This is a genomic window from Carnobacterium gallinarum DSM 4847 (assembly GCF_000744375.1).
Lineage (GTDB): Bacteria > Bacillota > Bacilli > Lactobacillales > Carnobacteriaceae > Carnobacterium > Carnobacterium gallinarum.
The window spans coordinates 2,165,740-2,190,014 of the sequence record NZ_JQLU01000005.1; the positions used below are offsets into that span (position 1 = coordinate 2,165,740).

Annotated in this window: 14 protein-coding genes; 12 read left to right on the forward strand and 2 right to left on the reverse strand. The window is 33.1% G+C overall.

What is annotated here, in order from left to right:
• Positions 1-3 precede the first annotated feature (3 nt).
• The 6 genes from BR43_RS14865 to BR43_RS14890 all read left to right on the forward strand — a co-directional run bounded on the left by BR43_RS14865 (position 4) and on the right by BR43_RS14890 (position 6,923).
• Positions 4-897 (forward strand): glycosyltransferase family 2 protein, encoded by an 894-nt coding sequence (locus tag BR43_RS14865; RefSeq protein WP_034563326.1) that lies wholly within the window; start codon positions 4-6, stop codon positions 895-897.
• A gap of 153 nt (positions 898-1,050) precedes the next feature.
• Entirely contained in the window at positions 1,051-2,529 is a 1,479-nt protein-coding gene (locus tag BR43_RS14870; protein ID WP_034563328.1) for a nicotinate phosphoribosyltransferase, read from the forward strand.
• 86 nt (positions 2,530-2,615) lie between these two features.
• Positions 2,616-3,443 (forward strand): ammonia-dependent NAD(+) synthetase, encoded by an 828-nt coding sequence (nadE, locus tag BR43_RS14875; protein ID WP_034563330.1) that lies wholly within the window; start codon positions 2,616-2,618, stop codon positions 3,441-3,443.
• Positions 3,444-3,482: 39 nt separating this feature from the next.
• Complete coding sequence (locus BR43_RS14880) at positions 3,483-3,893, forward strand: GtrA family protein (protein WP_211252959.1); 411 nt, start codon at positions 3,483-3,485, stop codon at positions 3,891-3,893.
• Between the two features lie 31 nt (positions 3,894-3,924).
• Positions 3,925-4,872: a glycosyltransferase family 2 protein gene (locus BR43_RS14885; RefSeq protein ID WP_034563334.1), complete on the forward strand. Its 948-nt coding sequence runs from the start codon at positions 3,925-3,927 to the stop codon at positions 4,870-4,872.
• Positions 4,869-6,923, forward strand: coding sequence for an LTA synthase family protein (locus BR43_RS14890; RefSeq protein ID WP_245617873.1), 2,055 nt, complete (start codon positions 4,869-4,871; stop codon positions 6,921-6,923). Before BR43_RS14885 ends, BR43_RS14890 begins: the two co-directional genes overlap by 4 nt.
• Positions 6,924-7,032: 109 nt before the next feature.
• Here the strand turns inward: BR43_RS14890 and BR43_RS14895 are convergent, their stop codons facing one another.
• The gene (locus BR43_RS14895) at positions 7,033-7,650 is read right to left on the reverse strand and encodes a TetR/AcrR family transcriptional regulator (protein ID WP_034563337.1); all 618 of its coding nucleotides are present in this window, start codon (positions 7,648-7,650) and stop codon (positions 7,033-7,035) included.
• Between the two features lie 273 nt (positions 7,651-7,923).
• On the opposite strand from BR43_RS14895, the gene BR43_RS14900 reads away from it, so the two are divergent.
• The 6 genes from BR43_RS14900 to BR43_RS14925 all read left to right on the forward strand — a co-directional run bounded on the left by BR43_RS14900 (position 7,924) and on the right by BR43_RS14925 (position 22,777).
• A complete protein-coding gene (locus tag BR43_RS14900) occupies positions 7,924-12,222 on the forward strand; it encodes a 2-hydroxyacyl-CoA dehydratase (RefSeq protein WP_034563339.1) in 4,299 nt (1,432 codons plus the stop codon).
• 1,937 nt (positions 12,223-14,159) lie between these two features.
• A complete protein-coding gene (locus BR43_RS14905) occupies positions 14,160-15,515 on the forward strand; it encodes a glycosyltransferase family 2 protein (RefSeq protein ID WP_034563342.1) in 1,356 nt (451 codons plus the stop codon).
• Between the two features lie 166 nt (positions 15,516-15,681).
• Positions 15,682-20,010 (forward strand): M60 family metallopeptidase, encoded by a 4,329-nt coding sequence (locus BR43_RS14910; RefSeq protein WP_084679951.1) that lies wholly within the window; start codon positions 15,682-15,684, stop codon positions 20,008-20,010.
• Positions 20,011-20,176: 166 nt separating this feature from the next.
• On the forward strand, positions 20,177-21,313 hold the full coding sequence (nagA, locus tag BR43_RS14915) for an N-acetylglucosamine-6-phosphate deacetylase (protein WP_034563345.1): 1,137 nt from the start codon (positions 20,177-20,179) through the stop codon (positions 21,311-21,313).
• Between the two features lie 31 nt (positions 21,314-21,344).
• The gene (locus tag BR43_RS14920; protein ID WP_034563347.1) at positions 21,345-22,049 is read left to right on the forward strand and encodes a glucosamine-6-phosphate deaminase; all 705 of its coding nucleotides are present in this window, start codon (positions 21,345-21,347) and stop codon (positions 22,047-22,049) included.
• Positions 22,050-22,063: 14 nt separating this feature from the next.
• Positions 22,064-22,777: a GntR family transcriptional regulator gene (locus BR43_RS14925; protein ID WP_034563349.1), complete on the forward strand. Its 714-nt coding sequence runs from the start codon at positions 22,064-22,066 to the stop codon at positions 22,775-22,777.
• Between the two features lie 51 nt (positions 22,778-22,828).
• Here BR43_RS14925 and BR43_RS14930 read toward each other — a convergent pair whose 3' ends face one another.
• A complete protein-coding gene (locus BR43_RS14930) occupies positions 22,829-24,163 on the reverse strand; it encodes an LCP family glycopolymer transferase (RefSeq protein ID WP_051933987.1) in 1,335 nt (444 codons plus the stop codon).
• Between the last annotated feature and the right edge of the window lie 112 nt (positions 24,164-24,275).

Below are 24,275 nucleotides of genomic sequence, written 5' to 3' on the forward strand. Positions count from 1 at the left end.
AGTATGAATTCAAATTTATCATCAGTATACTTTATTATTCTAAATTATAATAATGCTCCAGATACTTTAGAATGTGTAGATAGTATTGAAAAATTAGAATATGGGAACTACAAGGTTGTTCTTGTAGATAATCAATCCAAAGACAATTCAGCAGAAATTTTACAAAAAGAATTGCCACAGCATAAGTTCATCCAAACTGGAGCTAATCTTGGCTATGCAGCAGGAAATAATATCGGAATGAAATATGCAATTGAAGATGGAGCAGATTACATTTGTATTTTGAATAATGATGTAATTGTGAATTCTGATTTTTTAACTATTTTAGTTGATTATTTAAGCACCCATCCTAAGGTTGGTCTTGTAGGACCTAGAATTTGTGAATACGAAGATCAAAGCATATTAGAATCTGCTGGCTCTAACGTTGATTTTAAAAAAGGTCGTGTGACTAGACTTTATCATGGTGAACCAGAACAAAATGTTTATGGAAAAGTGATCCCATGTGATTATGTTGGCGGAGCTTGTATGTTGTTAAAAGCAGATCTAATCCAAGAAGTGGGTTATATACCGGAGAACTATTTCTTGTTTTATGAAGAAAATGAATGGTGCGTAACAATAAAAAAAGCTGGCTATCAAATTGTTTGTGTAGCAGATGCCAGAGTTGTTCATAAAGGTTCAGCTTCAATTAATAAAGTGTCAGGTTTATCCGAGTATTTTATGTATCGAAATTTAGTTATTTTTATGCGTAGAAATGCGAGTTTTAAAAATAAAGTGATCTTTGTACCTTATTTATTTCTATTTGCATTAAAAAGTGGATTAACTAAAAAAGATGGTTGGAGATTCTTTCCTTATTTTTATGATGGTTTGACAGGGAAAAATAAGTATAAAAATAAACTTTAGTTTTAAAGTTATACAAATCAACAAGTCTTATAAATCAGGTAGAACATGTAGCTTAGTAGTTTCTAGACTAAACTATGTGTTTTTTCTAGTTTTTAGCTTCAAACTAAGGTATGATATTACTAAAATGTATTTAGAGTTGGGAGAACTAGTGAAATGAATAAAATATATCCAGACGATAGTTGGTCATTACATACGGACCTTTATCAGATTAATATGATGAAAACTTATTGGGAATTAGGCAATGCTAATAAACATGCGGTCTTTGAATGCTATTTCCGAAACAATCCATTTGAAAATGGTTATGCTCTTTTTGCTGGGTTAGAACGAGTGGTTGATTACATTGAACGTCTAAAATTTACTGAATCTGATATTGCTTATTTGCGAGAAATGAAAGAATATCCAGAGGAGTTTTTAGCTTATTTAGCTAATTTTAAATTTAAAGCGACAATTCGTTCGGTTGAAGAAGGAGAGTTAGTATTTAGCAATGAACCTCTTGTCCAAGTAGAAGGACCTTTAGCAGACTGCCAACTAATTGAAACAGCTTTACTGAATATTGTTAATTATCAAACCTTGATTGCAACAAAAGCTGCTAGAATTAAATCTGTAGTAGGAACTGATCCATTGCTTGAGTTTGGGACAAGAAGAGCACAAGAAATGGATGCAGCTATCTGGGGCACAAGAGCCGCTTATATTGGTGGGTGTAATGGAACGAGTAATGTTCGTGCTGGAAAGATTTTTGGAATTCCATCAAGTGGTACACATGCCCATTCTCTAGTTCAAACCTATCGTAGTGATTATGAAGCTTTTAAAGCCTACGCATCAACTCATAAAGAGTGTGTCTTCTTAGTAGATACCTACGATACTTTGCGCTCAGGAGTGCCAAATGCTATTCGAGTAGCCAATGAATTTGGCGAGAAGATTAATTTCTTAGGTGTTCGCTTAGATAGTGGCGATATGGCCTATATCTCTAAGCGTGTTCGTCAACAATTGGATGCAGCAGGGTATGAAGATGTGAAGATCTATGCATCCAATGATTTAGATGAAAAAACAATTCTAAATTTAAAAATGCAAGGTGCCAAAATTGATGTTTGGGGTGTAGGGACGAAGCTAATTACAGCCTATGATCAACCCGCTTTAGGTGCTGTATATAAACTTGTTTCAATTGAAGATGAGAATGGTCAAATGGTAGATACAATTAAGTTATCTGGCAATGCAGAAAAAGTTTCAACACCAGGTAAAAAACAAGTATGGCGTATTACAGCAAATGCAGATGGAAAATCCGAAGGGGACTATATTACCTTGTGGGATGAGCGACCAGATCAAGCACATGAACTATACATGTTTCATCCAGTTCATACCTATATCAATAAAACTGTTATTGATTTCAATGCTCGAGCTTTATTAAAAGATATATTTATTGAAGGAAAGCTAACGTATGCATTGCCAAACTTAGAAGAAATAAAAAAATATGCTACAACTAATCTAGAGTCTCTGTGGGATGAATATAAACGGAATTTGAATCCAGAGCCCTATCCAGTTGATTTATCAAAACTTTGTTACGATCATAAGATGGCAAATATTGAATTAGCTAGACAACAAGTTAAAGAACAAGAAGCTTATTTTTCTAAATAAACTAAAAAGGAAAGCAACGTATTTTGTTTTCCTTTTTTGATTTATGATATAATCAACTGTATTGATAAGTTAAGGGAGCGATGAAGATGACAGAATTACAAAAAAAAATTGTTTTAGAAATGCATGTTAGTCCGACAATTGATGCTAAATTGGAAATTAGAAGAAGTGTTGACTTTATAAAAAGCTATCTAATCAAGCATCCTTTCTTAAAAACATTAGTGTTAGGTATCAGTGGAGGGCAAGACTCTACTTTAGTTGGAAAACTCTCTCAACAAGCGATTCAAGAGCTACGCACTGAGACAGGGAAGACAGATTATCAATTTATTGCTGTTCGCTTACCTTATGGAGAGCAAGCAGATGAACAAGATGCAATGGATGCAATTGCGTTTATGGAAGCGGACAAAACGTTACGTGTTAATGTGAAACCAGCTGTTGATGCGGGGACAAAAATTTTAGAAGAGATTGGTGTTCCTATTCGTGATTTCGATAAGGGAAATATCAAAGCTCGTGAACGAATGATTGCGCAGTATGCTATTGCTGGGGCTTATCAAGGAGCCGTGGTTGGGACAGACCACTCAGCGGAATCAATTACTGGATTTTACACGAAATATGGTGATGGTGGAACAGACATCAATCCTATTTTTCGTTTAAATAAACGTCAAGGGCGCGAATTGCTTAAAGAATTAAAAGCACCTATACATCTCTATGAAAAAACACCAACAGCTGATTTAGAAGATAATAAGCCGGGGTTGGCAGATGAAGTGGCTTTAGGCGTTACCTATGATGACATCGATGATTATTTAGAAGGTAAGATAGTTTCCGCTGAAATTGCAGCTAAGATAGAGAATTGGTATTTAAAAACACAACATAAACGTCATTTACCGATTACGGTGTTTGATGATTTTTGGAAATAGAGAACTAAAGCAGAGTAGAAGAGGATTGTTATGCAAAAAATAAGTGAGCTATATACTAAATATCGTGAAGTATTAATGTATTTAATTTTTGGTGGATTGACAACACTGATTAATATTGTAGTATTCTATATTTTCAAGGATTTATTGGCAATGGATTATCGTGCTAGCAACGGTATTGCTTGGTTTATTTCGGTATTATTTGCTTTTATTACAAATAAGTATTTTGTTTTTTCGTCTAATGAAACGTCTAAAAATCAATTTATAAAAGAAATGTTGCTGTTTTTTTGGTACCGTCTATTGTCATTAGTCATTGATATGGGAATGATGATTGTAATGGTGTCTGTCTTGAAGATAGACGCATTGATAGCCAAGTTAATTACACAAGTTGTGATTGTTGTAATTAACTATGTCTTTAGTAAATTGTTTATTTTTAAACCTAAAAAAAATTAGTATCTAGACTTATTAAGAAAGAGGCAAAAAAATGGTAAAAGAATTAATCTCAATTGTTGTTCCTTGTTATAATGAGGAAGAATCCATTCCATTATTCTATCAGGCTTTGGAAAAAGAACGGATGAATCTAGTTGATGCGGATATTGAATATATTTTTGTAAATGATGGTTCTAAAGATAAAACATTAACTGTTTTACGTGAGTTGGCCAAATCAGATAATCAACGTGTAAAGTTTATTTCCTTTTCTAGAAATTTTGGTAAGGAAGCCGGACTTTACGCAGGATTGCAGCAAGCAACTGGTGATTATGTAGCAGTTATGGATGTTGATTTACAAGACCCACCTGAAATGTTGCCTGAAATGCTGACAACTATTCGCGAAGAAGATTATGACTGTGTTGGAACTAGACGTGTCAGTCGAGATGGTGAGCCACCGATTCGTTCGTTCTTCGCTCGACAATTTTATCGAATCATTAATAATATTTCTGAGACAGAGATTGTAGATGGTGCTAGAGATTACCGATTAATGACGCGTCAAATGGTTGATGCTATATTATCAATGGGTGAGTACAATCGTTTTTCTAAAGGAATTTTTAGTTGGGTTGGTTTTGATACTAAGTATCTAGAATATAAAAATCAAGAACGTGTAGCAGGTGAAACATCTTGGTCCTTCTGGAGTTTATTTAAATACTCATTGGATGGAATTGTTGCTTTTTCTGAAATGCCGTTAGCATTTGCATCCTTTATAGGTTTCTTTTCATTTGCGATTGCAATGATAGCGATGCTTGTTATTGTAATCCGAACATTGATTTTAAATGATCCAACATCTGGTTGGCCTTCATTAGTTTGTTTTATTCTAGCCATAGGTGGTTTGCAATTATTTTGTTTAGGTATTCTTGGGAAATATCTTGGAAAAACGTATCTGGAAACTAAAAAACGTCCAATCTACATTGTAAAGGAAACTGAAAAAGATAAAAAATGATTAAAAACACTAAAGAAGTCTTAACTATTATTAGCATTTATGTGTATAATAGTGAGAGCTTTAGTGTTTTATTTTTTTATGTAATAGATAAAATAAACGATAATACAAATAATGCTCGTTTATTTAGCAAAGCAGGAGGATTTATGAAACCAAAATTAAAAAAAGTATACTTTAAAAAACCTAAGCCTCAAGAATTAAAGGTTGAAAAAAATTTGATTTCAACTAAAATAGACGCATGTTTATTCATAGTTCTTTTGGTTTTATCAGCATTAGTGAATACGATGATTTTACAATTATTTCAAAATAATTTAGATTGGAGTTTGGTCTGGAAATTTATTTTTGAATGGCATACAGAAATTTTTCTATTGAGTAGCAGTGTCATTTTAGTGATTACTTTATGGCTATATAGTTTAATTGGTAATCGTTATATTGTTGTTGCTTTGACTTTTTTAACGAGCTTAGGCATAGGAATGGCTACTTGGCAAAAAATGTTGAATCGCAGTGAGCCACTGTATCCTTCTGAATTAAATATGGTGAAAGAGCTACCATTTTTAATTAGTATGATTGATGTGAAGTTTATCGTGTTATTTATTGTTGGTGGAACTTTATTAGGGATAGCTGTCTGGTTAGTAACTCACTATCATAGCAAATTCATTACAGCTCCTAACCGTAAAAAAAGTTATTTATTACGTGGAATTCTTTTTGTCCTTACCAGCTTTCTACTAATTTACATTGGCAATTTTAATCAAAGTGGAAACTATTTGAAAAAGGCATACGATCCATATGCTTATTGGATTCCTTATAGTCAGCAGATGAATTATTATAACAATGGCTTTATTGGTGGGTTTTTATATAATTTAAAAGTTGAAGCAATGGAACAGCCAGCAGATTATTCCAAAGCTAAAATAGTAGAATTAACGAAAAAATATCAAATTTTGGCGGATGAAACGAATCAAAATCAAAAAACGGATTTAACGAAAAGTAATATTGTTTATATTATGAATGAAAGTTTTTCTGATCCTTTAGCTTTAAAAGGAATAACTGTTTCAAGTGATCCGATTCCAACTATTCGTCAATTGATTGAGTCAGGATATGGTGGCAAGATTTTATCTCAAGGATATGGCGGGGGAACAGCTAACATTGAATTTGAGGCATTGACGGGATTTTCTATGGAACCTCTTAATCCGCAATTAACAACACCTTATACTCAGTTGATTTCACAAAAACAAAAATTTCCGTCTATTGTTGATTTCTTAAAAAAGAAGAATTACACTACAACAGCTATCCATCCTTATAATACAAGTATGTACAAACGTGAAAATGTCTATGAAACATTAGGGTTTGATCAATTTATTAGTGAAACAACTATGCCTTATACTGAGACAATTGGCAATAACCCTTATATCAGTGATAAAGCAGCCTACCAAACTGTTTTAAAACAATTAGAAGGAACGGATACTCCAGATTTTGTTCATCTTGTTACGATGCAAAATCATATGCCTTATGGAGATAAGTATATAACAACTGACTTTACTGTAACAGGAACAACTAATGATGCAGTGACAGAAAATTACGTTCAAGATATTGCCTATAGTGATGAGGCTTTAGTTGAGTTTATCGCGGAGTTGAAAAAGCTTGATGAAAATACAATAATTGTGTTCTGGGGAGATCATTTACCTAGTGTTTATGGAGATGAAATTGCGGAACAAAATAGTGAAGAAGCAATGCATCAAACTCCGTTGCTGATCTATCAAACAAATGGAGAACAACAAGAACAAGTGGGAACGATTAGCCCAATGTACTTCATGAATGAAATTTTAACTGTAAGTAATCAAGAAAGCTCTCCATACTATGCTTTTTTAGCGGAGTTAAAAAAAGAAGTGCCGGCATTTGAAAAAAATATGTACTACAATAAAGAGACCCAAAAATGGGTTGAAAATCGAAATCAATTGAGCAAATCAGCTCAAAATCTCTTAAAAGAGTTAGATTTAATTCAATACGATGTAACTACTGGGAAAAACTATAGCAAAGATTCTGATTTATTCTCTTAAAAAACGACTTTTTTGGATAAAAATAAGAAACTGCAAGAAATCAACATTTGTAAAAATGGGTTTCTTGCAGTTTTTTCTATTTTAGAACTTAGTCCTAGTCTTATTTTTGTCAGGAGACAACCTCGATACCTAAGACAGTCAAGTGTCCATTTCCAACGAGCTTAATTAATAAATGAGCCATTTGTTCAGGTGGGAAATCACCATCGCTATTTAGCCACCAATGAACCATGCCAATAAAAATCGAGCTCATGTACTCAATAATAAAGTCAATCGGAACTTCAACATCATTTTCAGTAATTTTTAATTGATTGAAAATTTCCGCATATTGTTGATCCAGCAAGTTTTTGATTTTTAATTTTAATGTATTTCCAGAAGGTCCCTCAGTTAAAATAAGATAGAAGTTTTGATTTTTTTTAACAGCCGTAAAAACTTGAGTTAACATTTTTTCAAGTTTTTTTATTTGCACTTGATTGCCATTTTCAAGTAACTTAGGGTCTAAAATTTTAGTGAAGGCATCTAAAGCATAGGAAAAAACTTCATCATATAAATCATTTTTATCTTTAAAATGTGCGTAGAATGTTGCGCGATTAATCATTGCTTCTGAAGCGATATCTTGAATAGTCACAGCTTCATACCCTTTTTCCTCAACTAAAAGAACAAAGGCCTCAAAAATCATTTTTTTTGTTCGTATCACACGTAAGTCTGTTTTCTTGATAGAATGTAGCATTTTTACTCCTTCTTTCTAAAAAACTTAGAAGATAAACAACAAATTTCAGTTTGTGTTGTTTATCACACAGAATGCTGAATGTTGCTGATTGATTTTATAATGCTGTTTATATTAAAATGAATGTTACCATACTACACTATATAGGATATCAAACAGTATGTTGAATATCTAACAATCCGTTAGTTAATAGATGAGTAAAAAGTGAAAAAGTGAACAATATATGAACGTTGAGAATCAATTGAGAATATTAGATGCAAGTGGAGGGGAAAAATCATGACTAAAACAATTCGTGCAGGAATTGATGTAGGATCAACAACGGTTAAACTAGTCGTTATTGATGAAGAGAATCAAGTGCTATTTTCTAAATACGAACGTCATTACTCAGACGTAAAAGAAGCCAGTTATCAAGTTTTAAAAGAGGCTAGTCAGTTACTAGGAGATGAAGCCTTAACGCTGATGATTACCGGATCTGGCGGAATGGGTCTAGCTGAATTGTTAGAGATTGAATTCATTCAAGAAGTAATTGCTTGTACAAGGACGGTAGAAGAGCTGATTCCTGAAACGGATGTAGCGATTGAACTAGGTGGAGAAGATGCTAAAATTACCTTTTTTGATGGAGCCTTAGAACAACGAATGAATGGAAGTTGTGCTGGTGGAACAGGTGCATTTATTGACCAAATGGCAAGCCTATTAAAAACGGATGCGAATGGAGTCAATGAATTAGCTAAAAGTTATGAAACTATTTATCCGATCGCTTCTCGTTGTGGTGTTTTTGCCAAAACAGATGTGCAACCACTGATTAATGAAGGCGCACGTCCTGAAGATATCTCTGCAAGTATTTACCAAGCAGTTGTGAATCAAACTATTGCCGGACTGGCGTCTGGTCGTAAAATTAAAGGAAAAGTGGCTTTTTTAGGTGGTCCATTATTCTTTATGAGTGAATTGCGTCGTCGTTTTATCGAAACGCTTAATTTGAAGCCAGAAGATGTTATTTTTCCAGAAGACCCACAATTATTTGTAGCCAAAGGAGCTGCTTATTTTTCAGAAGGCACTCAAATTAGAACGTTAAATCAATTAGTTCATACAATTGAAACTGCCAATTCTGAAGTTTTACAACCAAGCGATACTTTAAAGGCTTTGTTTAAAGATGAGGCTGAATTAGCTGAATTTAGAGAACGCCACAGTCAAGCCAATGTCGTGGAGAAACCATTAAGTGAACATCATGGAGTGGCTTTTTTAGGAATTGATGCTGGTTCAACAACGACTAAAGTGGCTTTAATTAACGAAGCAGGCGAACTGTTATTTAAATTCTATGGAAATAATGAAGGAAAACCATTAGAGACAACCATGGAAGTCCTAAAAGATTTATATCTGCAGTTGCCAAAAGATGTTTTCATTGGCAAAACCGCCATTACAGGATACGGGGAACACTTAATTAAAAATGCACTAAAAATAGATATTGGTGAAGTTGAAACAGTAGCACATTATAAAGCTGCCAATCGCTTTCAACCAGGAGTGGACTTTATCTTAGATATCGGTGGACAAGATATGAAAGCCATGACGATTAAAAATGGTGTATTATCTTCGATTCAACTAAATGAAGCTTGTTCATCTGGCTGTGGTTCCTTTATCGAAACGTTTGCGAAGTCTTTAAAAGTAGAAGTGGCTGATTTTGCTGAAGCAGCAGTTCATTCTAAAAATCCAGTTGATTTAGGTTCTCGCTGTACGGTATTTATGAACTCAAAAGTGAAACAAGTACAAAAGGAAGGCGCAACTGTTGGGGATATCTCAGCGGGACTTTCTTATTCAGTTATTAAAAATGCTCTCTACAAAGTAATCAAAATTAAACGTCCTGAAGACTTAGGTGAGCGAATTGTTTGCCAAGGAGGAACTTTTTATAACGAAGCCGTATTACGTGCGTTTGAAACCATTAGTGGTCGTGAAGTTATTCGCCCGAATATTGCTGGTTTGATGGGTGCTTATGGTTGTGGAATTTTAGCTTTAGAAGCGTATGAAGAGGGTGACGTTTCAACGATTTTAGCTTTAGATGAGCTTGATAGCTTTACTACTGAAAAAGAATTCACCCATTGTGGTTTATGTGAAAACAATTGTATGATGACAGTAACGATTTTTTCTGATGGTCGCCAGTTTATTACAGGGAACCGTTGTGAGCGTGGTGCGCGCATTAAAGTGAAAAAAGAAGATAAAAAAGTTAATTTGATTGACTATAAATACAAACGGTTATTCCAATACAAACCATTACGTAAAAAAGAAGCAACTCGTGGAATAATTGGAATGCCACGCGTTTTAAACATGTATGAAAACTATCCATTATGGCATACATTCTTTACTGAATTGGGCTTTCGTGTGGAACTTTCGCCTCGTTCAACGAAGAAGCTTTATGAACAAGGAATGGAAACAATTCCGAGCGATACAGTCTGTTATCCAGCAAAATTAACCCATGGACATATTGAAGCTTTAATTGCCAAAGAGATTCCCTTAATATTCTATCCAGCAGTTGTTTTTGAGCAGCAAGAATTTAAACAAGCTGAGAATCATTTTAACTGTCCTATTGTTCAATCTTATCCTGATGTAATTCGGACCAATGTTGATGAAATTCGCGAAGGCAAAGTAGACTATCGTAATCCGTATTTAAACTTAGGCAATCAAGAATCTGTCACTAAGAGTTTATTTGAAACGTTTAAAGACTTTGGGATAACTAAAGAAGAGATTGCGTTGGCTTTGACACATGGGTATGAAGAATTAGAGAACTTTAAGCAAGATATTCGGAACAAAGGGGAAGAAACCTTATTAATGCTGACGATGAAAGGTGAAAAAGGCATTGTGCTAGCAGGTCGTCCGTATCATTTAGATCCAGAGATTAATCATGGTGTAGCGGATGCCATTACGCAAGAAGGATTCCATATTTTGACGGAAGATAGTGTCTCGCATTTAGGCGATGTGGCGAATTTACGAGTAGTCAATCAATGGGTGTATCATGCTCGTTTATATGCTGCGGCTAAAGTAGTTGCCAAAACACCACAATTAGAAATGATTCAATTAAATTCATTTGGCTGTGGTTTGGATGCAGTAACGACGGATCAAGTGGAAGAAATTATGGAACGTGCTGGCAAAATTTATACAGTCTTAAAAATCGATGAAGGATCTAACTTAGGCGCAATTCGGATTCGAGTCCGTTCATTAAAAGCAGCCGTTAAAGAACGCAATAAATTAAGTTTTGAATCCATTCCAGTAACGGATAGCGAAGAAGTTCCAGAAGAACGAATTGCTTTTACTAAGGAAATGAAGAAAAAACATACGCTATTGATGCCCATGATGAGCCCAATTCACCAAAATGGTTTATTCGATGTAGCACTACAAGCCTCTGGTTATAATGTAGCTGTTTTGCCAACCTTAGACAAAGGAGCAGTTGATGAAGGGTTAAAATTCGTCAATAACGATGCCTGTTACCCAGCGATTATTACCATTGGTCAATTAGTTGAAGCCCTACAAAGTGGTGAATATGATTTGGACAATGTCAGTGTGATGATGACCCAAACAGGTGGCGGTTGCCGTGCAACGAACTATATTCCACTATTGCGTAAAGCCTTAAAGGATGCTGGTTTTTCTAACGTTCCAGTAGTCTCTATTTCGATGGGGAATCAAGGTGTAGAAAGCAATCCTGGTTTCACTTATGATCTAAAAATGTTAAAACGGATTTTGGTTGCAGCGCTATACGGGGATTTATTTGAACGTGTCGTGTATCGTACAAGACCTTATGAAGTTGAAAAAGGCAGTGTTGAAGCCTTGCATGGTAAATGGTTGGAGATTGTTAGTAAGAATGTTAAGAATGGCTCGATGCGTGAATTTAACCGTAATATGAAACGAATTGTAAAAGCTTTTGATACGATTCCTTTAACCGATGAAATCAAGCCAAGAGTCGGCGTTGTGGGTGAAATTCTTGTTAAATATTCGCCAACTGCAAATAATGACTTAGTGCGCTTGCTAGAAGCAGAGGGAGCTGAAGTAGTTGTTCCTGATATTATTGGCTTTATGAACTATAGCTTATACAATCAAATCTGGAAATATGAAAATATGGGTGTTCCTTATAAAACAAAATTGTTATCTCAAGTCGGCATTAAATTAATTGAACTTTGTGAGAAACCAATGGATAAAGCACTACGTAATTCAGAGCGTTTCACTGGCATAGATTCCATTTATGATATTGCGGAAGGAGCATCTAAAGTCCTTTCTATCGGAAATCATACAGGTGAAGGCTGGTTCCTAACAGGAGAAATGATTGAGTTATTGAAACATGGTGTGAATAATATTGTCTGTATGCAACCCTTTGGCTGTTTACCAAATCATGTCGTTGGAAAAGGTGCAATTAAAGAACTGCGTCGTCAATACAACAATGCCAATATTGCTGCCATCGATTATGATCCAGGTGTTTCAGTTGTCAATCAATTAAATCGAATTCGTTTAATGCTTTCAACTGCCAACAAAAATATTGAAAAAGATCCAGAGGCGGTTAAGAAAATGGCAGCCAAACAAAGTAAAATCACAAGTTAATTAAACATTAAGGGCTTAAGAAAGCCCTTAAAGCTTTACAATACTGGAGCCGTTACGGATACCGTATGAGACGGAGATTTCTTAAGAAATCCAGTACCATTCAACTACAATATTTCAAGACACTTTCCAGTTTTTGGAAGGTGTCTTTTTTTGATTTGGTAACGACTTACTCATTTTGAGTAGTAGTTCTATATTCCTCTAAGCGTTTAAACGTGTCTATTAATAGAATCAATTTAACTGAACTCACATTCATCAGCAGTAGTGGCAATAAAACATCAATGTTTGCTACGTTATTCTTCAAAGTAGTCTAATTGTTGTGAGACAGCTCTGGAAGAGGTTGTAAGTTGGCTAAGATAGTCAACTTAACCTAGCACATCTGTCACTGTAAGTAATACCAATAATTCTGATACTCTTCTCCTGTAAAATTTAGAAAGTTTGTAGATTTCTATAATATAATGATGTCAAAAAATTAAATGAAATTCGTTTTTTTATTCGGTATTCTGTACTGAAAGTAGAAATCCTTTCAATTTAATATTTACAAAGTGACAATAATTTAGAAAATTAACTTTGGAAAATCGGATCATAAATAGTTATTTTTTATTGATATTTTGAATTAGATGATAAGCAAGATTTAAATGTTTAAGTTTGAGCCTTCTTATGATAAAATAAATAACGATTGTGTGGTTTTAGATATAAATTAGATGAAAAGTTACGTAAGGAGGTAAATTAAAGCAATGACATTAGAAGATGTGATTCGGTCATAAACCAGTATTTTCAGGCACAAATCAACAATGCCGATGATTTATAACGGACAACCAAAGCAGATGCTCAGTACTGGGGAGAGCCTTTAAGTGAGTATGAAGAATTAGATGCTTTAACCTTGGGCAGTGCTACAGAACAGTCAATTGTGAAATAACCTACAAAAGGATAGAAACAATCGTTGTCTGTTTTAAAAGAATTGGAAGAAGAATCGAATACGTTGCTAAAAATATAGAAAAAGCAATTGAAAGTCAAGTAACATTAGATAAAGAATTGGCAGATTATTTATTTTAGAGGTACACAATGGGGAAAGAAATTTTAAGAAAGTTAGAACAAGTAGAAAAGGATTATTGGAAAATTGTATTTAGTTGGAGACTTGTATAAAGGGACGACCAACAAAAATTTCAGAGCTACTTAGAAAATACATTTTAAAGAACAATTGTTACTTATAGAGTTTATAAAGAAAGGCAACAATTGGATAAACGAGAGGTTAAATCCTAAGGTTTGAAATATTTTTAGAGTATCTTCTGTATACATTTCATTGATAATATATCAGCATAGACTTAAGGGTAGCGATTCATGTCTTTTTAAGCAATCCTTACTTTGTGTTCAACGTGACTAATTGTATTACGTGAAACGACTATGGAGGAAAATGATTTATCTTACATTAATGGAAAATATGTAAATAATCTCAAAAAAATTATTAATCTAAGTTATCGGTCTACTATCTATTTTCTTAAATGATAAGGGAGAAAAAATTAAGCTATCTAGCGAAGCAGAAACAATAGGATAGGTTACTAGGTAAGCTGTATTTAAAAGAATTGTTTGAATAAATAGGGTGCTTTTAATGAGAAATTAAGCGAGTAGATTTAAGCAAAAATTAGATTAGAGTATGTTGTTATGAAACTCATAATTTAAATAAGAAAAAGGTTTTTAGAGATAGCCAATGGAGAGTATTGTAATGATAAATATACCTTATAAGGAGAACAACTATGGAAATTAAAGTCAGTAAAGAGCCAATAGAAGACACGATAAAAAATAGATCAACAAGAAATATATATAGAATTAAATTACTAAATAACCTTATAGTTATGGTAGGTACGATTATACTAATAATAGCATTTATTTACCTATCGTATTCTGAAGGAAGTTTTTTTTAATAGATAGGAGAGATTTATTTGTTGAATTTACCAATAGGCATATTTAAAATTTTATGGATCCTACTTTTTGTATTATCTACAATAACATTCGGGAATTTAGCCTTTTATTCTTTATTGTCTATCTACGGTTTGAAAAAGCCTAAAAGGGATTATGAGCTTAAAGAAGATAGTAGAACGTTCTTATTTATTATTCCAGCACATAATGAAGAGGCTGTAATTGAGAATTGCTTACAAAGCATTGAACAACTTGATTATGATTCCAAGAAATATGCATCTGTTGTTCTATCTGATAACTGTGAAGATAGAACAGCTGAGCTATCCAGTAATTATCGGAATACAACTGTGTTTTATAATACCTATAAAGAAGCAGAACCTAAAGGAAAACCACATGTAATTGGTAAATATTTAAATGAAAATACTAATTATTGGCAAGAGTTTGATTACATTGTGTTAATTGATGCCGATAATTTAGTTTCATCCAATTTTTTGAAAGAAATAAATTCTCAATTTATTTCTGCACCAGAATCAATGGTTATTCAGGGATACCTTGACACCAAAAATATTTCCGATTCTATCATTTCACGTGGATATGCAGCTGCATATTTTATTACTAATCGTGCAATTCAATATTCAAAGCATAGACTATCTTGGAATACGGCAATTGGCGGGACTGGATTTGCTATGGCTACTAAGTATATTAAAGAAAAAGGCTGGCAACCTAAAAGTTATACTGAAGATTTTGAGATTCAAGTAGCGTTATCAATTGAAGGCAAGAAAAGTTCATGGAACCATTTTGCAAGAGTATATGATGAAAAGCCTAATAGTATAAATGTAAGTCATGTACAGCGTACTAGGTGGTCTCAAGGTCATTGGTATATTGCTTTTTCAAAAACGTATCAATTAATAAAATCTTTTTTCAAGTCAGAAAATTTAGTTCAGTTATTTAATAAAGTTGAGACCCTTATCTATTCTTATTCTATGTTGAGAGCTATATGGCTATTATTGATAGTTATTTTAATAGGGGTAGACGCAAGGTTTATTGAGAAACTCCCCTCTTTATTTTCTCTATTTTATTTTTGGATCCCGTTTGAACTGTTAAATTATGTTATTTTACCATTAGTATATATCTTTCAAGAAGGAGAAGAATATTTTTTGAAACTTTCTTATTATGGAAAAATAAAAGAATTATTTTTATTGTGGATAAGCTTCTTTTTCACAACATTTATCTATAATTTTGCTCAGATACAGGGGTTCTTTACTTGGTTTTTCCCTCAGAATAATTGGAAAAAAACAGATCATACTAGAAATATAAATTATGATGATTTATCTGAAAAAGTGAAAAAAAGAGGAGTACCTATCAATAAAAAAGATTAGTCATGGGATTGATAGGCATTTTTTATAGTTACAATACGTCTAAAAATGAAGTTCGGTTAAATGATACTAGTCTAAAAAATACCCTACAGATACTTGGAATTGCAATGTATGATGTAGCATTTATCACACTTTGATAATTAATACTACTAAAAAGGACTGAATGTAAATGAAAAAGAAAAGAGTATTGCTGATGTTGAGTACGATATTACTTATAGGTGTTGTAGTGACTAAAGTAAGTGTACATGCCCAAGAGGTTGAGAGTAAAGCGGAAGTTGTGGAAAAAAAGAATGCTTCGTTAACTACTACTGATAATTTGGCAAAAGTCAGCAAAAAGATGGAAGTTAAAAATCTAGGAAATCCAGGTAAAAATAAAGATAGTGAACGCAGGGCTATGACTAAAAATAGCCTTCAATTAACGGGGATTTTGATAAAAAAAGGAGAACAAATTGAGATAACCTTAAGTGAAAATACTACTGGAGTAAATGCGTATATCGGTATCTATTCTAGGTTTAATGAATTGAATAATGGTGAAGATAAATCCTTGGAAAAAACGGAACTTAAACCTGGTGAAAATAGAATAGAGAGTGCCATTGATGGTGTTTTATTTATAGAAAATTTATCGGAAGGCTTTCAATCCGTAAATGTAGAAATTAATGGAGGAAATACGATACCCTATTATATTTATGGAAAAACTACACAAAAAGAATGGCAAACAATGTTAGAACAGTCAGATGCTCCTGTTTTTGCAATTACGACAGAAAGTATAGACATAATAGCTAGTATGAACTATGTAGATTCAGTTAAAAATCAAGATATGAATACAAGAGCAATGTATTGGGACAAAGTTATTTCTTCTTATGATGATATGTTGGGTTTAGCAGACAAAGGATTGGGATACGGAAGAGCACAATCTCATAGCGATAAATTATTATATATATGTTCTGATATAGCCACTGGGAATCCTTTCGCAATCAATGGGCGTATTGAACTGAAGAGTACTTCTAAGGAATTGTTAGAAGGTGATATGAATAAAATGCTGGAAACTTTTTTTCATGAAACAGGTCATATTTATCAGTCACCGCAGTTGCAGTTTACTTCAGGATACAGTATGTTCTCAGAGATTACTAATGAGCTATATAGATTCAATGCGACTGAAAAAGTTGGAGATAAAATTACAGAATGGTCAAAGAATGATAGAGTAGATGCCGTTGCAAATATGAAACTTTATTTAGACAAACCGTATGCACAAAAAGATTTCACTAAATTTGAAGATTCATGGGAAAGTAAAGTAATTTTAATGGGGTTCTTTTGGCAATTAAAATTGGCATTTGGTGATAATTTTTTCCCATTATTGTATCAGGATTTAAGGATGGTTGATTCGCCTAATTACGAACCAGAGGCACTTATCAAGCAATATGTTCTATCCACATCAAAAATTTCAAATAGAAATTTAATTCCATTTTTTGAAAAATGGGGAATTAAAATGGATGATGAGACACGTTCTGAGTTATCAAAATATCCAAAACTAGAAAAAGAAATATGGAATAATATTATTATTGATCCAACATTAGAACAAAAAATTGTAGAAACAGATTTGCCTCGATATAGTGTGCCTTACATTCCAAATGATGAGATGAAACCTGTTGATTACTATTTAGGTAAAACCATTGACTCTAAGTTATTTACATCAGAAAATTATGGTGATAGTAGTATAAAAGCAAAAATAAGTAAAATAGACTATAACCCTAGTATCGAAAGTTCCTCAAAAGTTACGATTGTGATGCAAAATGATAATGGAGTCGAAAATAAAACAGATTTACCTATAAACTATCACTATGGAGATGCTATTTCTTTAATAGGTTACATGGGTAGTGAAGAACGTCTAATTTTGACAATACAAAAAGAAGAACAATTCATTAAACCTTTTATCGATACAAATAGAAATACGGCAATTGAAAGTGGAACAGGGGAATACGCAACAATTACACTGCTGGATAAAAATTTAATTGTTAAAAATTTTATTACTATTAATAAGGAAGATAATTCAGAAGATTTACAAAGAAAAGTAACGCAGTTGAGTTATGAAAATGGAGACATTTTTATTTTAAAATGTGTAACTAATAATAGGCAAAAGTCATACGTTGATAGTCAATTGGATTTAAAACAAGATGAAGCTAAAAAACAAGAAGTATTTAAAATTGAAGATAATCGATTTGTGAATCTAAAAAGTCAGGAATTAATTCCTACAGGAACATTAAAAGAGAAGTCTGTATTAGTTGGTGAAAAAGCCAATTCTATCGATTTTTTTGATACTATTTCGGATGTCTTTGGAAAGGATCAGGTAATGGTTTCATTTGATAATGAGGAGCCGAATTTGCGCTTTCCTGGTGAGTATAACCTTGGAATCACACTGAAAAACAAGCTGTTGTATGAAAATAAATACACAGGTAAATTAACTGTTGCATATGGAAATGCGTTAGAATTTATAGGATATCAAGAGAAAAAAAGAGTTATTTTAAGAGTAGAAAATAATCAATTGAAAGCCTATAGTAACCCAGGTGATAGTTCACAGTTTGAGACAGGGAATGCAACCTATGCAGTTGTTACAATCTATGATAAAGATTTCAAAAAAATAAAAACGGTGTCTGCAAATAATGCAGAGACACCAGATAGATTTGTTTCTGAGCTAACGGGTACAACTGTTTCTGACGGAGAGTATATAAATGTTCGGATGAATCAAGCTAGAAAACTTGCTTCCTACGTGAATAATCAAAGTGATCTTCTTGAAAAAGATTCACAAACAAATGAATGGTTTAGATTTTCAGAGAATACATTTGCACATCTTACACAAGAAGAGCTGATGCCGTCTATTGAATGGGAAGATCTGAATACGTATGTTGGTGAAACATTTGCTATTAATAAGTTCATTAAGAAAATTGAAGATCCAGTTAATGCTAATGAGGTGGAAGTTAAGGTGGAAAATCCACCAAATATTTCTACTTCTGGAGAAAAAGATTTTAAAGTTAGTGCAACAAATTCGATTGGAAACACAAAAGAATATAATTTGAAATTAGCTGTTATGTATGGTAACTCATTATCTCTAAGAGCTTACCTTAAGACGGACGAACGCGCTATAATAAGATTGGACAAGAAAACTAAAAAAATAATTGCCTATTCTAATCCTGCTAGAGATACGGTGCTGTCAAGTGGTGATAAAGAGTATTGGAAGTTTGAATTATACGATCAAAATCATAAGTTAAAATTGGAAACTAGCGCTAAAGCTAATGAAAAGCCATTTGAATTTTCAAAATCAATTACTGGAACGAGCTATGAAAATGGTGATTATATTAGAATGATGTGTATATCGGGTGGAGATTTTATCAGAAACTATATAGATAATAACTTACAAGAAGAAGAAAAAAGTACTACCCAAGTTTATTTCATAAGTGATGATAAACTTGAAATTTCAAAAGATGAACCAATTAATTTAAAATCAGAAAAGACAGAGGCTACTATTGATCAGTATTCAAAGCTATCATCAGATGATTTGATGATCTTGTTTGGGGTAACTTCTGCTAAGGGAGTGAATAAAACTTCAGATTATAAGGAAAGCATGTCTAGTACTCCGGGAAAATATAATGTTAAGATAACAGGAACATCATTTTTTGGGAAAAGTGAAAGCCTTGATTTAGTAGTGAATGTCAAACATGTAGATATTCCCTATACGTATCTAAAAAAAGCTTACTGGAAAGATTATGGGTTAGTTATCGAGGGGATTTCTGGAATTACAGACAAAATTGTTGGAAATAAAAATAATATTTCTAAAGAACTCATAATAAAGGATAGTGAAGGAAAAGAAGAGACTATTATCACGGGTAGTACTACTAATTGGTATAATTTTAATGATTATAATGGATACCAATTTATTTTAAATAGAGAAATAGCCAATGGCTTGTCAGAGGGACAACACCTGCTGTATGTGAAAACATCTTATAGCGATGGTAGTTCGATTAGTGAACCAATCAAAGATAGTCTTCTTACTTTGAGATCATACACTAGTTCATATTTTGAAAAAATAGAAAGTATCCCACCTATGAATTTAGCCGGATCGGCACTGAATTTTGTTAAGGTAAATAATGGAATGGCATTGAACATAAAGAAACTTGACTATGCTGTAAATATTATTTCTAAATACGAAATCAAAAAAGATCAGTTAGCATACGATGGATGGATATATACAGATAAATTCGATTTTAATAATCCTCATACGAAAGAAGTAGTGATTTTAGACTCGAATGGAAAGACTAAAATAACAAAAAAAATCCCAACTTGGGATATCAAAAAAACATTTAATATAGAAAGTAATGATCATTTAAAATATTCAGGCTTTCAATTAATATTAGATACTAGTGGCATAGAACCAACTGATACGATATATGTAGTGATTAAGGATACTGCATCAAAAGAATTATTTAGAACACTTGTAGAGCTTTGATTGGTAAGAAAAGTAAGGCTGCAAGAAATAGAAGTTATTACGATTAGCAATCAGTAGTATAAGAGCAGCTAATTTATAAAAAATATCAATGTACCTGTTGCAAAATAGTTGATTTTTTGGTCTATACCAGTTATAATTGGACTATACCAAATACGAGGTGAAGAAAATGAGTACAAAAGTGTTAAAACATGCAACAATTTATACAGGCGAAGGAAAGATTGAGAACGGATTTGTACGATTTAATCAAGAAATTTTGGCAGTTGGTGAAATGAAAGATTTTAAAGACGAGCCAAATGACGAAATTATTGATGCAACTGGTAAAATTATTGTTCCTGGATTTATTGATGTTCACAGCCATGGTGGTTACGGTTGGGATGCAATGGATGGCAATGCTGACGAAATTGATGCAATGGTTAAAGATATGCAAAAAGAAGGAATTACTTCTTACTTTGCAACAACCATGACACAGTCTCATGAAAATATTTTAAATGCAATGAAAGCTATTAAAGAAGCTGCTAAAAAAAATCCAGTTATTCAAGGGATTCATTTAGAAGGACCATTTATTAATAAAGCTCTTAAAGGAGCACAACCAGAAGAATATATTGAAGTTCCAAATGTTGAATTGTTTAACGAATGGAATGAAGCCAGTGGTGATTTAATTCGCTTGGTGACCTATGCACCAGAGAATAGTGATGCAAGTGCTTTTGAAGAATACTGTGTTGAACATAATATTGTCCCTTCAATTGGTCATAGTAACGCAACACGTGCTCAATTAATGGATTCAAAAGCTTCACACATTACACATTTATATAACGCACAACGTGGTTTGCATCATCGTGAACCAGGTGTGACAGGACATGCCTTTTTAGAAGAAAATATTTACACTGAAATGATTGTTGATGGTTATCACATTCACCCAGATATGGTGAGATTGGCTTATATGGTGAAAGGCCCAGAACGGATCGAATTAATTACAGATTCAATGCGCGCTAAGGGAATGCCAGAAGGCGAAAGTGAATTAGGTGGACAAAAAGTTATTGTTAAAGATAAACAAGCTCGTCTAGAAACTGGAAATTTAGCAGGAAGTGTTTTAGAATATCAAGATGCTTTCCGTAATATGATGGCTTTCACAGGTTGTGGAATTGAAGATGTCGTGAAAATGACTTCTGTCAATCAAGCAAGAGAATTTGGTTTAGCTCAAAAAGGAGCTATTTCAGTTGGAAAAGATGCGGATATGGTTGTCTTTGATCATGAATTAGAACTTCAAGAAACAATTAGTTTTGGATCAATTATTAAAAGATAAGTGTAAATTTAAGAAAAAGGTGGAAAAATAAATGAAAATTATTATCGTAAAAGATTCAGTAGAAGGCGGACAAAAAGCTTTTGAATTTATTCAATCAGGTATGGAAAAAGGCGCTAAAGTATTAGGTTTAGCAACAGGAAGCACACCTGTTACCTTGTATCAAGAAATGGTGAAGAGTGACTTAGATTTTTCAGATATGACCTCAGTTAACTTAGATGAATATGTGGGCTTAAGTGGCGATGATACTCAAAGCTACCGTTATTTCATGAATGAACAATTATTTAATAAAAAACCTTTTAAAGAAACATTTGTACCAAACGGCTTAGCTGATGCAGAAGTTGAATGCCCTCACTACGATGAGATTATTGCAACACACCCTGTTGATATCCAAATTCTTGGAATTGGTGGCAATGCGCATATTGGCTTTAACGAACCTGGTACGCCATTTGATTCAACCACTCATAAAGTAGCCTTAACAGAAGCAACAATCGAAGCAAATAAACGTTTCTTTGATAAAGCGGAAGATGTACCACGCTTTGCATATTCAATGGGAATTCAATCAATTATGGGTGCTAAAGAAATTATTTTAATGGCTTATGGTGAAAATAAAGCAGAAGCAATCAAAGCAACTGTTGAAGGTGAGATTACAGAAGAAGTTCCTTCAAGTATCTTACAAAAACATGATAATGTTGTCTTAATCATTGATGAAGCTGCTGCTAAACTGTTAAAAAAATAGAGGTGGATCAGAAAATGGGAGCAAACACACCTGTTTATATTCAAATCCATAATCAAATTCGGGATGAAATTGAAAAAGGAAAATGGACAGTAGGAGATCGAATTCCTTCTGAACGTGAATTAGCCACTCAATTCTCAGTTAGCCGAATGACTTTGCGTCAGGCTGTGCAAACATTGGTAGACGAAGGGATTCTTGAGCGGAAAATTGGCTCAGGAACCTTTGTCGCTAGTAAAAAGGTACAAGAAAAAATGCTGGGTATTGAAAGTTTTACTGATATTATGCTTTCACAAGATCGTAAACCAACAAGTAAAACGATTTCGTATCATGTGAAGCCAGCGAGTACAAGTGAAGCAGAAAAGCTTCAATTAGACGAAAATCAAATGGTTTTAAGAATGGAACGAATTCGTTATGCTGATGGTATCCCTATTTGTTTTGAAGTTGCAACAATTCCCTACATTTTTATTGATGGTTTAAGTAAATCAGCTGTTACTCGCTCTCTTTATAAGTCTTTGGAGCAAGAAAAAGGCTTTGTGATTGGACGAGCAGAACAAACGGTGTCAGCTATGTTGGCTTCAGAACGAATTTCTGAATACTTAGACATTAAACGTAGTGAAGCGATTTTGCGATTAAAGCAAATTAGTTACTTTGCAGATGGTCAACCATTTGAATATGTGCGAACTCAATACGTTGGCAATCGTTTTGAATTTTATTTAGAGAAAAATAATTAAAAAGAAGGAAAGACTAACTCAATTGATTCATTGAGTTAATCTTTCCTTCTTTTAGTTTGTTATAGGGGCAGATTCTACAGTGGATGTATCAGTTTCGGGAACTTTAGTTGTAGAATCTGAAATTGAAGGTGGTTCTGATGGTACTATTGGATCTGTAATAGTTGAATCTGGTTCACTAGTATCTGCGTTGGCTGGAGCACTCCAGGTAGGTTCTTGTTTAGGTGCTACATAGGGTTCATAAGATGATTCTGGTTCTTGATAATACTCTTTACTATAAGTAGATTGTTGTTCAATTGAAGAGCTACTTGATGGTATAACAATTTCAATTGTTGTAATAGTTTCAGCTGTTAGTCCAAGATGTTCTCTTAATTGGTTGGAAATATCTTGAAGAGAGTCTGGACTAGGTTGCCAAATATAGACATCTTGCCCATAAGAAGGAATGTAATATTTATAACCATCAGGTCCTTCTAACGTTAAATTTTCTATATTTTTTGCAGTACTTGCATAATTTTTAGCTAATTCCCAGAGTTCACTTCCTGTAAAACTAGTTTGAACATTATCACCAACAGCACTAAAAATGTCATTGAAATTAGCTAAACTATTAATACTGAGAGATTTTTGAACGATTTTATTAATCACTTCTTTTTGACGTAATTGTCTACCAAAATCACCAGCAGGATCTTGATAACGCATTCTAGCATATTGTAAGGCTTCCCGACCACTAAGATCATAATTTCCAACTTCAAGTTGAACGCCATCTAAATCAAATGCATATTTGTTATCAACATTAATTCCACCAACTGCATCAACCAATCCAATCATACCTTGCATATTTATTTTTGCATAATAATTAATTGGAATGTTTAAGAAGTTTTCAACAGTCTGAACAGCAAGATTAACTCCACCGTATGCAAAGGCTGCATTTATTTTATCATTGCCATGCTCAGGTATATTTACTAAAGTATCACGAGGAATTGAAATTAATTTAACACTATTTTTTTCAGGATTTACAGTTGCTACTAAAATAGAATCACTACGACCAGAATCTTCTGGACGTTCATCTACACCTAACAGTAATACCGAAAAAGGTTCTTTTTTCTCTAAAGCAACAGGTTTAGGTCTAGGGTGTGCACTAGTTGATTCAATACTATCACCTTGAATACTTTCAACAGCTTTATTAGCAGAAATTGCAAAGTATGCCGCATAGGATATTAATCCAAGAAGACAAACTAATGCAATTCCGATTAGAATGTGTTTTAGTTTTGAAGATTTTCTTTTAGTACTAAGTACTTTCCTGCTAGATGTTGGTATGTTTTGCTTTTTATTTCTTATTTTTTCAGGTTTTTTCTTATTTTTCTGTTTGATATTTGTTTTATCAGATCTCATTAAGTTTCTCCTAAATTTTAATTATTCTCTAAGTGTAGTGGATTTTTTAGTAAATTGCAATTGTATTCTAAGATTTTAATTTGTATAATAGATAAATAGTAGAAAAGTGTTC

Excerpts from the sequence above, each read along its gene's own strand:
- nadE (WP_034563330.1), top strand. The coding sequence starts at position 2,616 with ATGACAGAATTACAAAAAAAAATTGTTTTAGAAATGCATGTTAGTCCG.
- BR43_RS14910 (WP_084679951.1), top strand. The coding sequence starts at position 15,682 with ATGAAAAAGAAAAGAGTATTGCTGATGTTGAGTACGATATTACTTATA.
- BR43_RS14920 (WP_034563347.1), top strand. The coding sequence starts at position 21,345 with ATGAAAATTATTATCGTAAAAGATTCAGTAGAAGGCGGACAAAAAGCT.
- BR43_RS14930 (WP_051933987.1), bottom strand. The coding sequence starts at position 24,163 with ATGAGATCTGATAAAACAAATATCAAACAGAAAAATAAGAAAAAACCT.
- BR43_RS14865 (WP_034563326.1), top strand. The coding sequence starts at position 4 with ATGAATTCAAATTTATCATCAGTATACTTTATTATTCTAAATTATAAT.
- nagA (WP_034563345.1), top strand. The coding sequence starts at position 20,177 with ATGAGTACAAAAGTGTTAAAACATGCAACAATTTATACAGGCGAAGGA.
- BR43_RS14925 (WP_034563349.1), top strand. The coding sequence starts at position 22,064 with ATGGGAGCAAACACACCTGTTTATATTCAAATCCATAATCAAATTCGG.
- BR43_RS14885 (WP_034563334.1), top strand. The coding sequence starts at position 3,925 with ATGGTAAAAGAATTAATCTCAATTGTTGTTCCTTGTTATAATGAGGAA.
- BR43_RS14900 (WP_034563339.1), top strand. The coding sequence starts at position 7,924 with ATGACTAAAACAATTCGTGCAGGAATTGATGTAGGATCAACAACGGTT.
- BR43_RS14890 (WP_245617873.1), top strand. The coding sequence starts at position 4,869 with ATGATTAAAAACACTAAAGAAGTCTTAACTATTATTAGCATTTATGTG.
- BR43_RS14870 (WP_034563328.1), top strand. The coding sequence starts at position 1,051 with ATGAATAAAATATATCCAGACGATAGTTGGTCATTACATACGGACCTT.
- BR43_RS14895 (WP_034563337.1), bottom strand. The coding sequence starts at position 7,650 with ATGCTACATTCTATCAAGAAAACAGACTTACGTGTGATACGAACAAAA.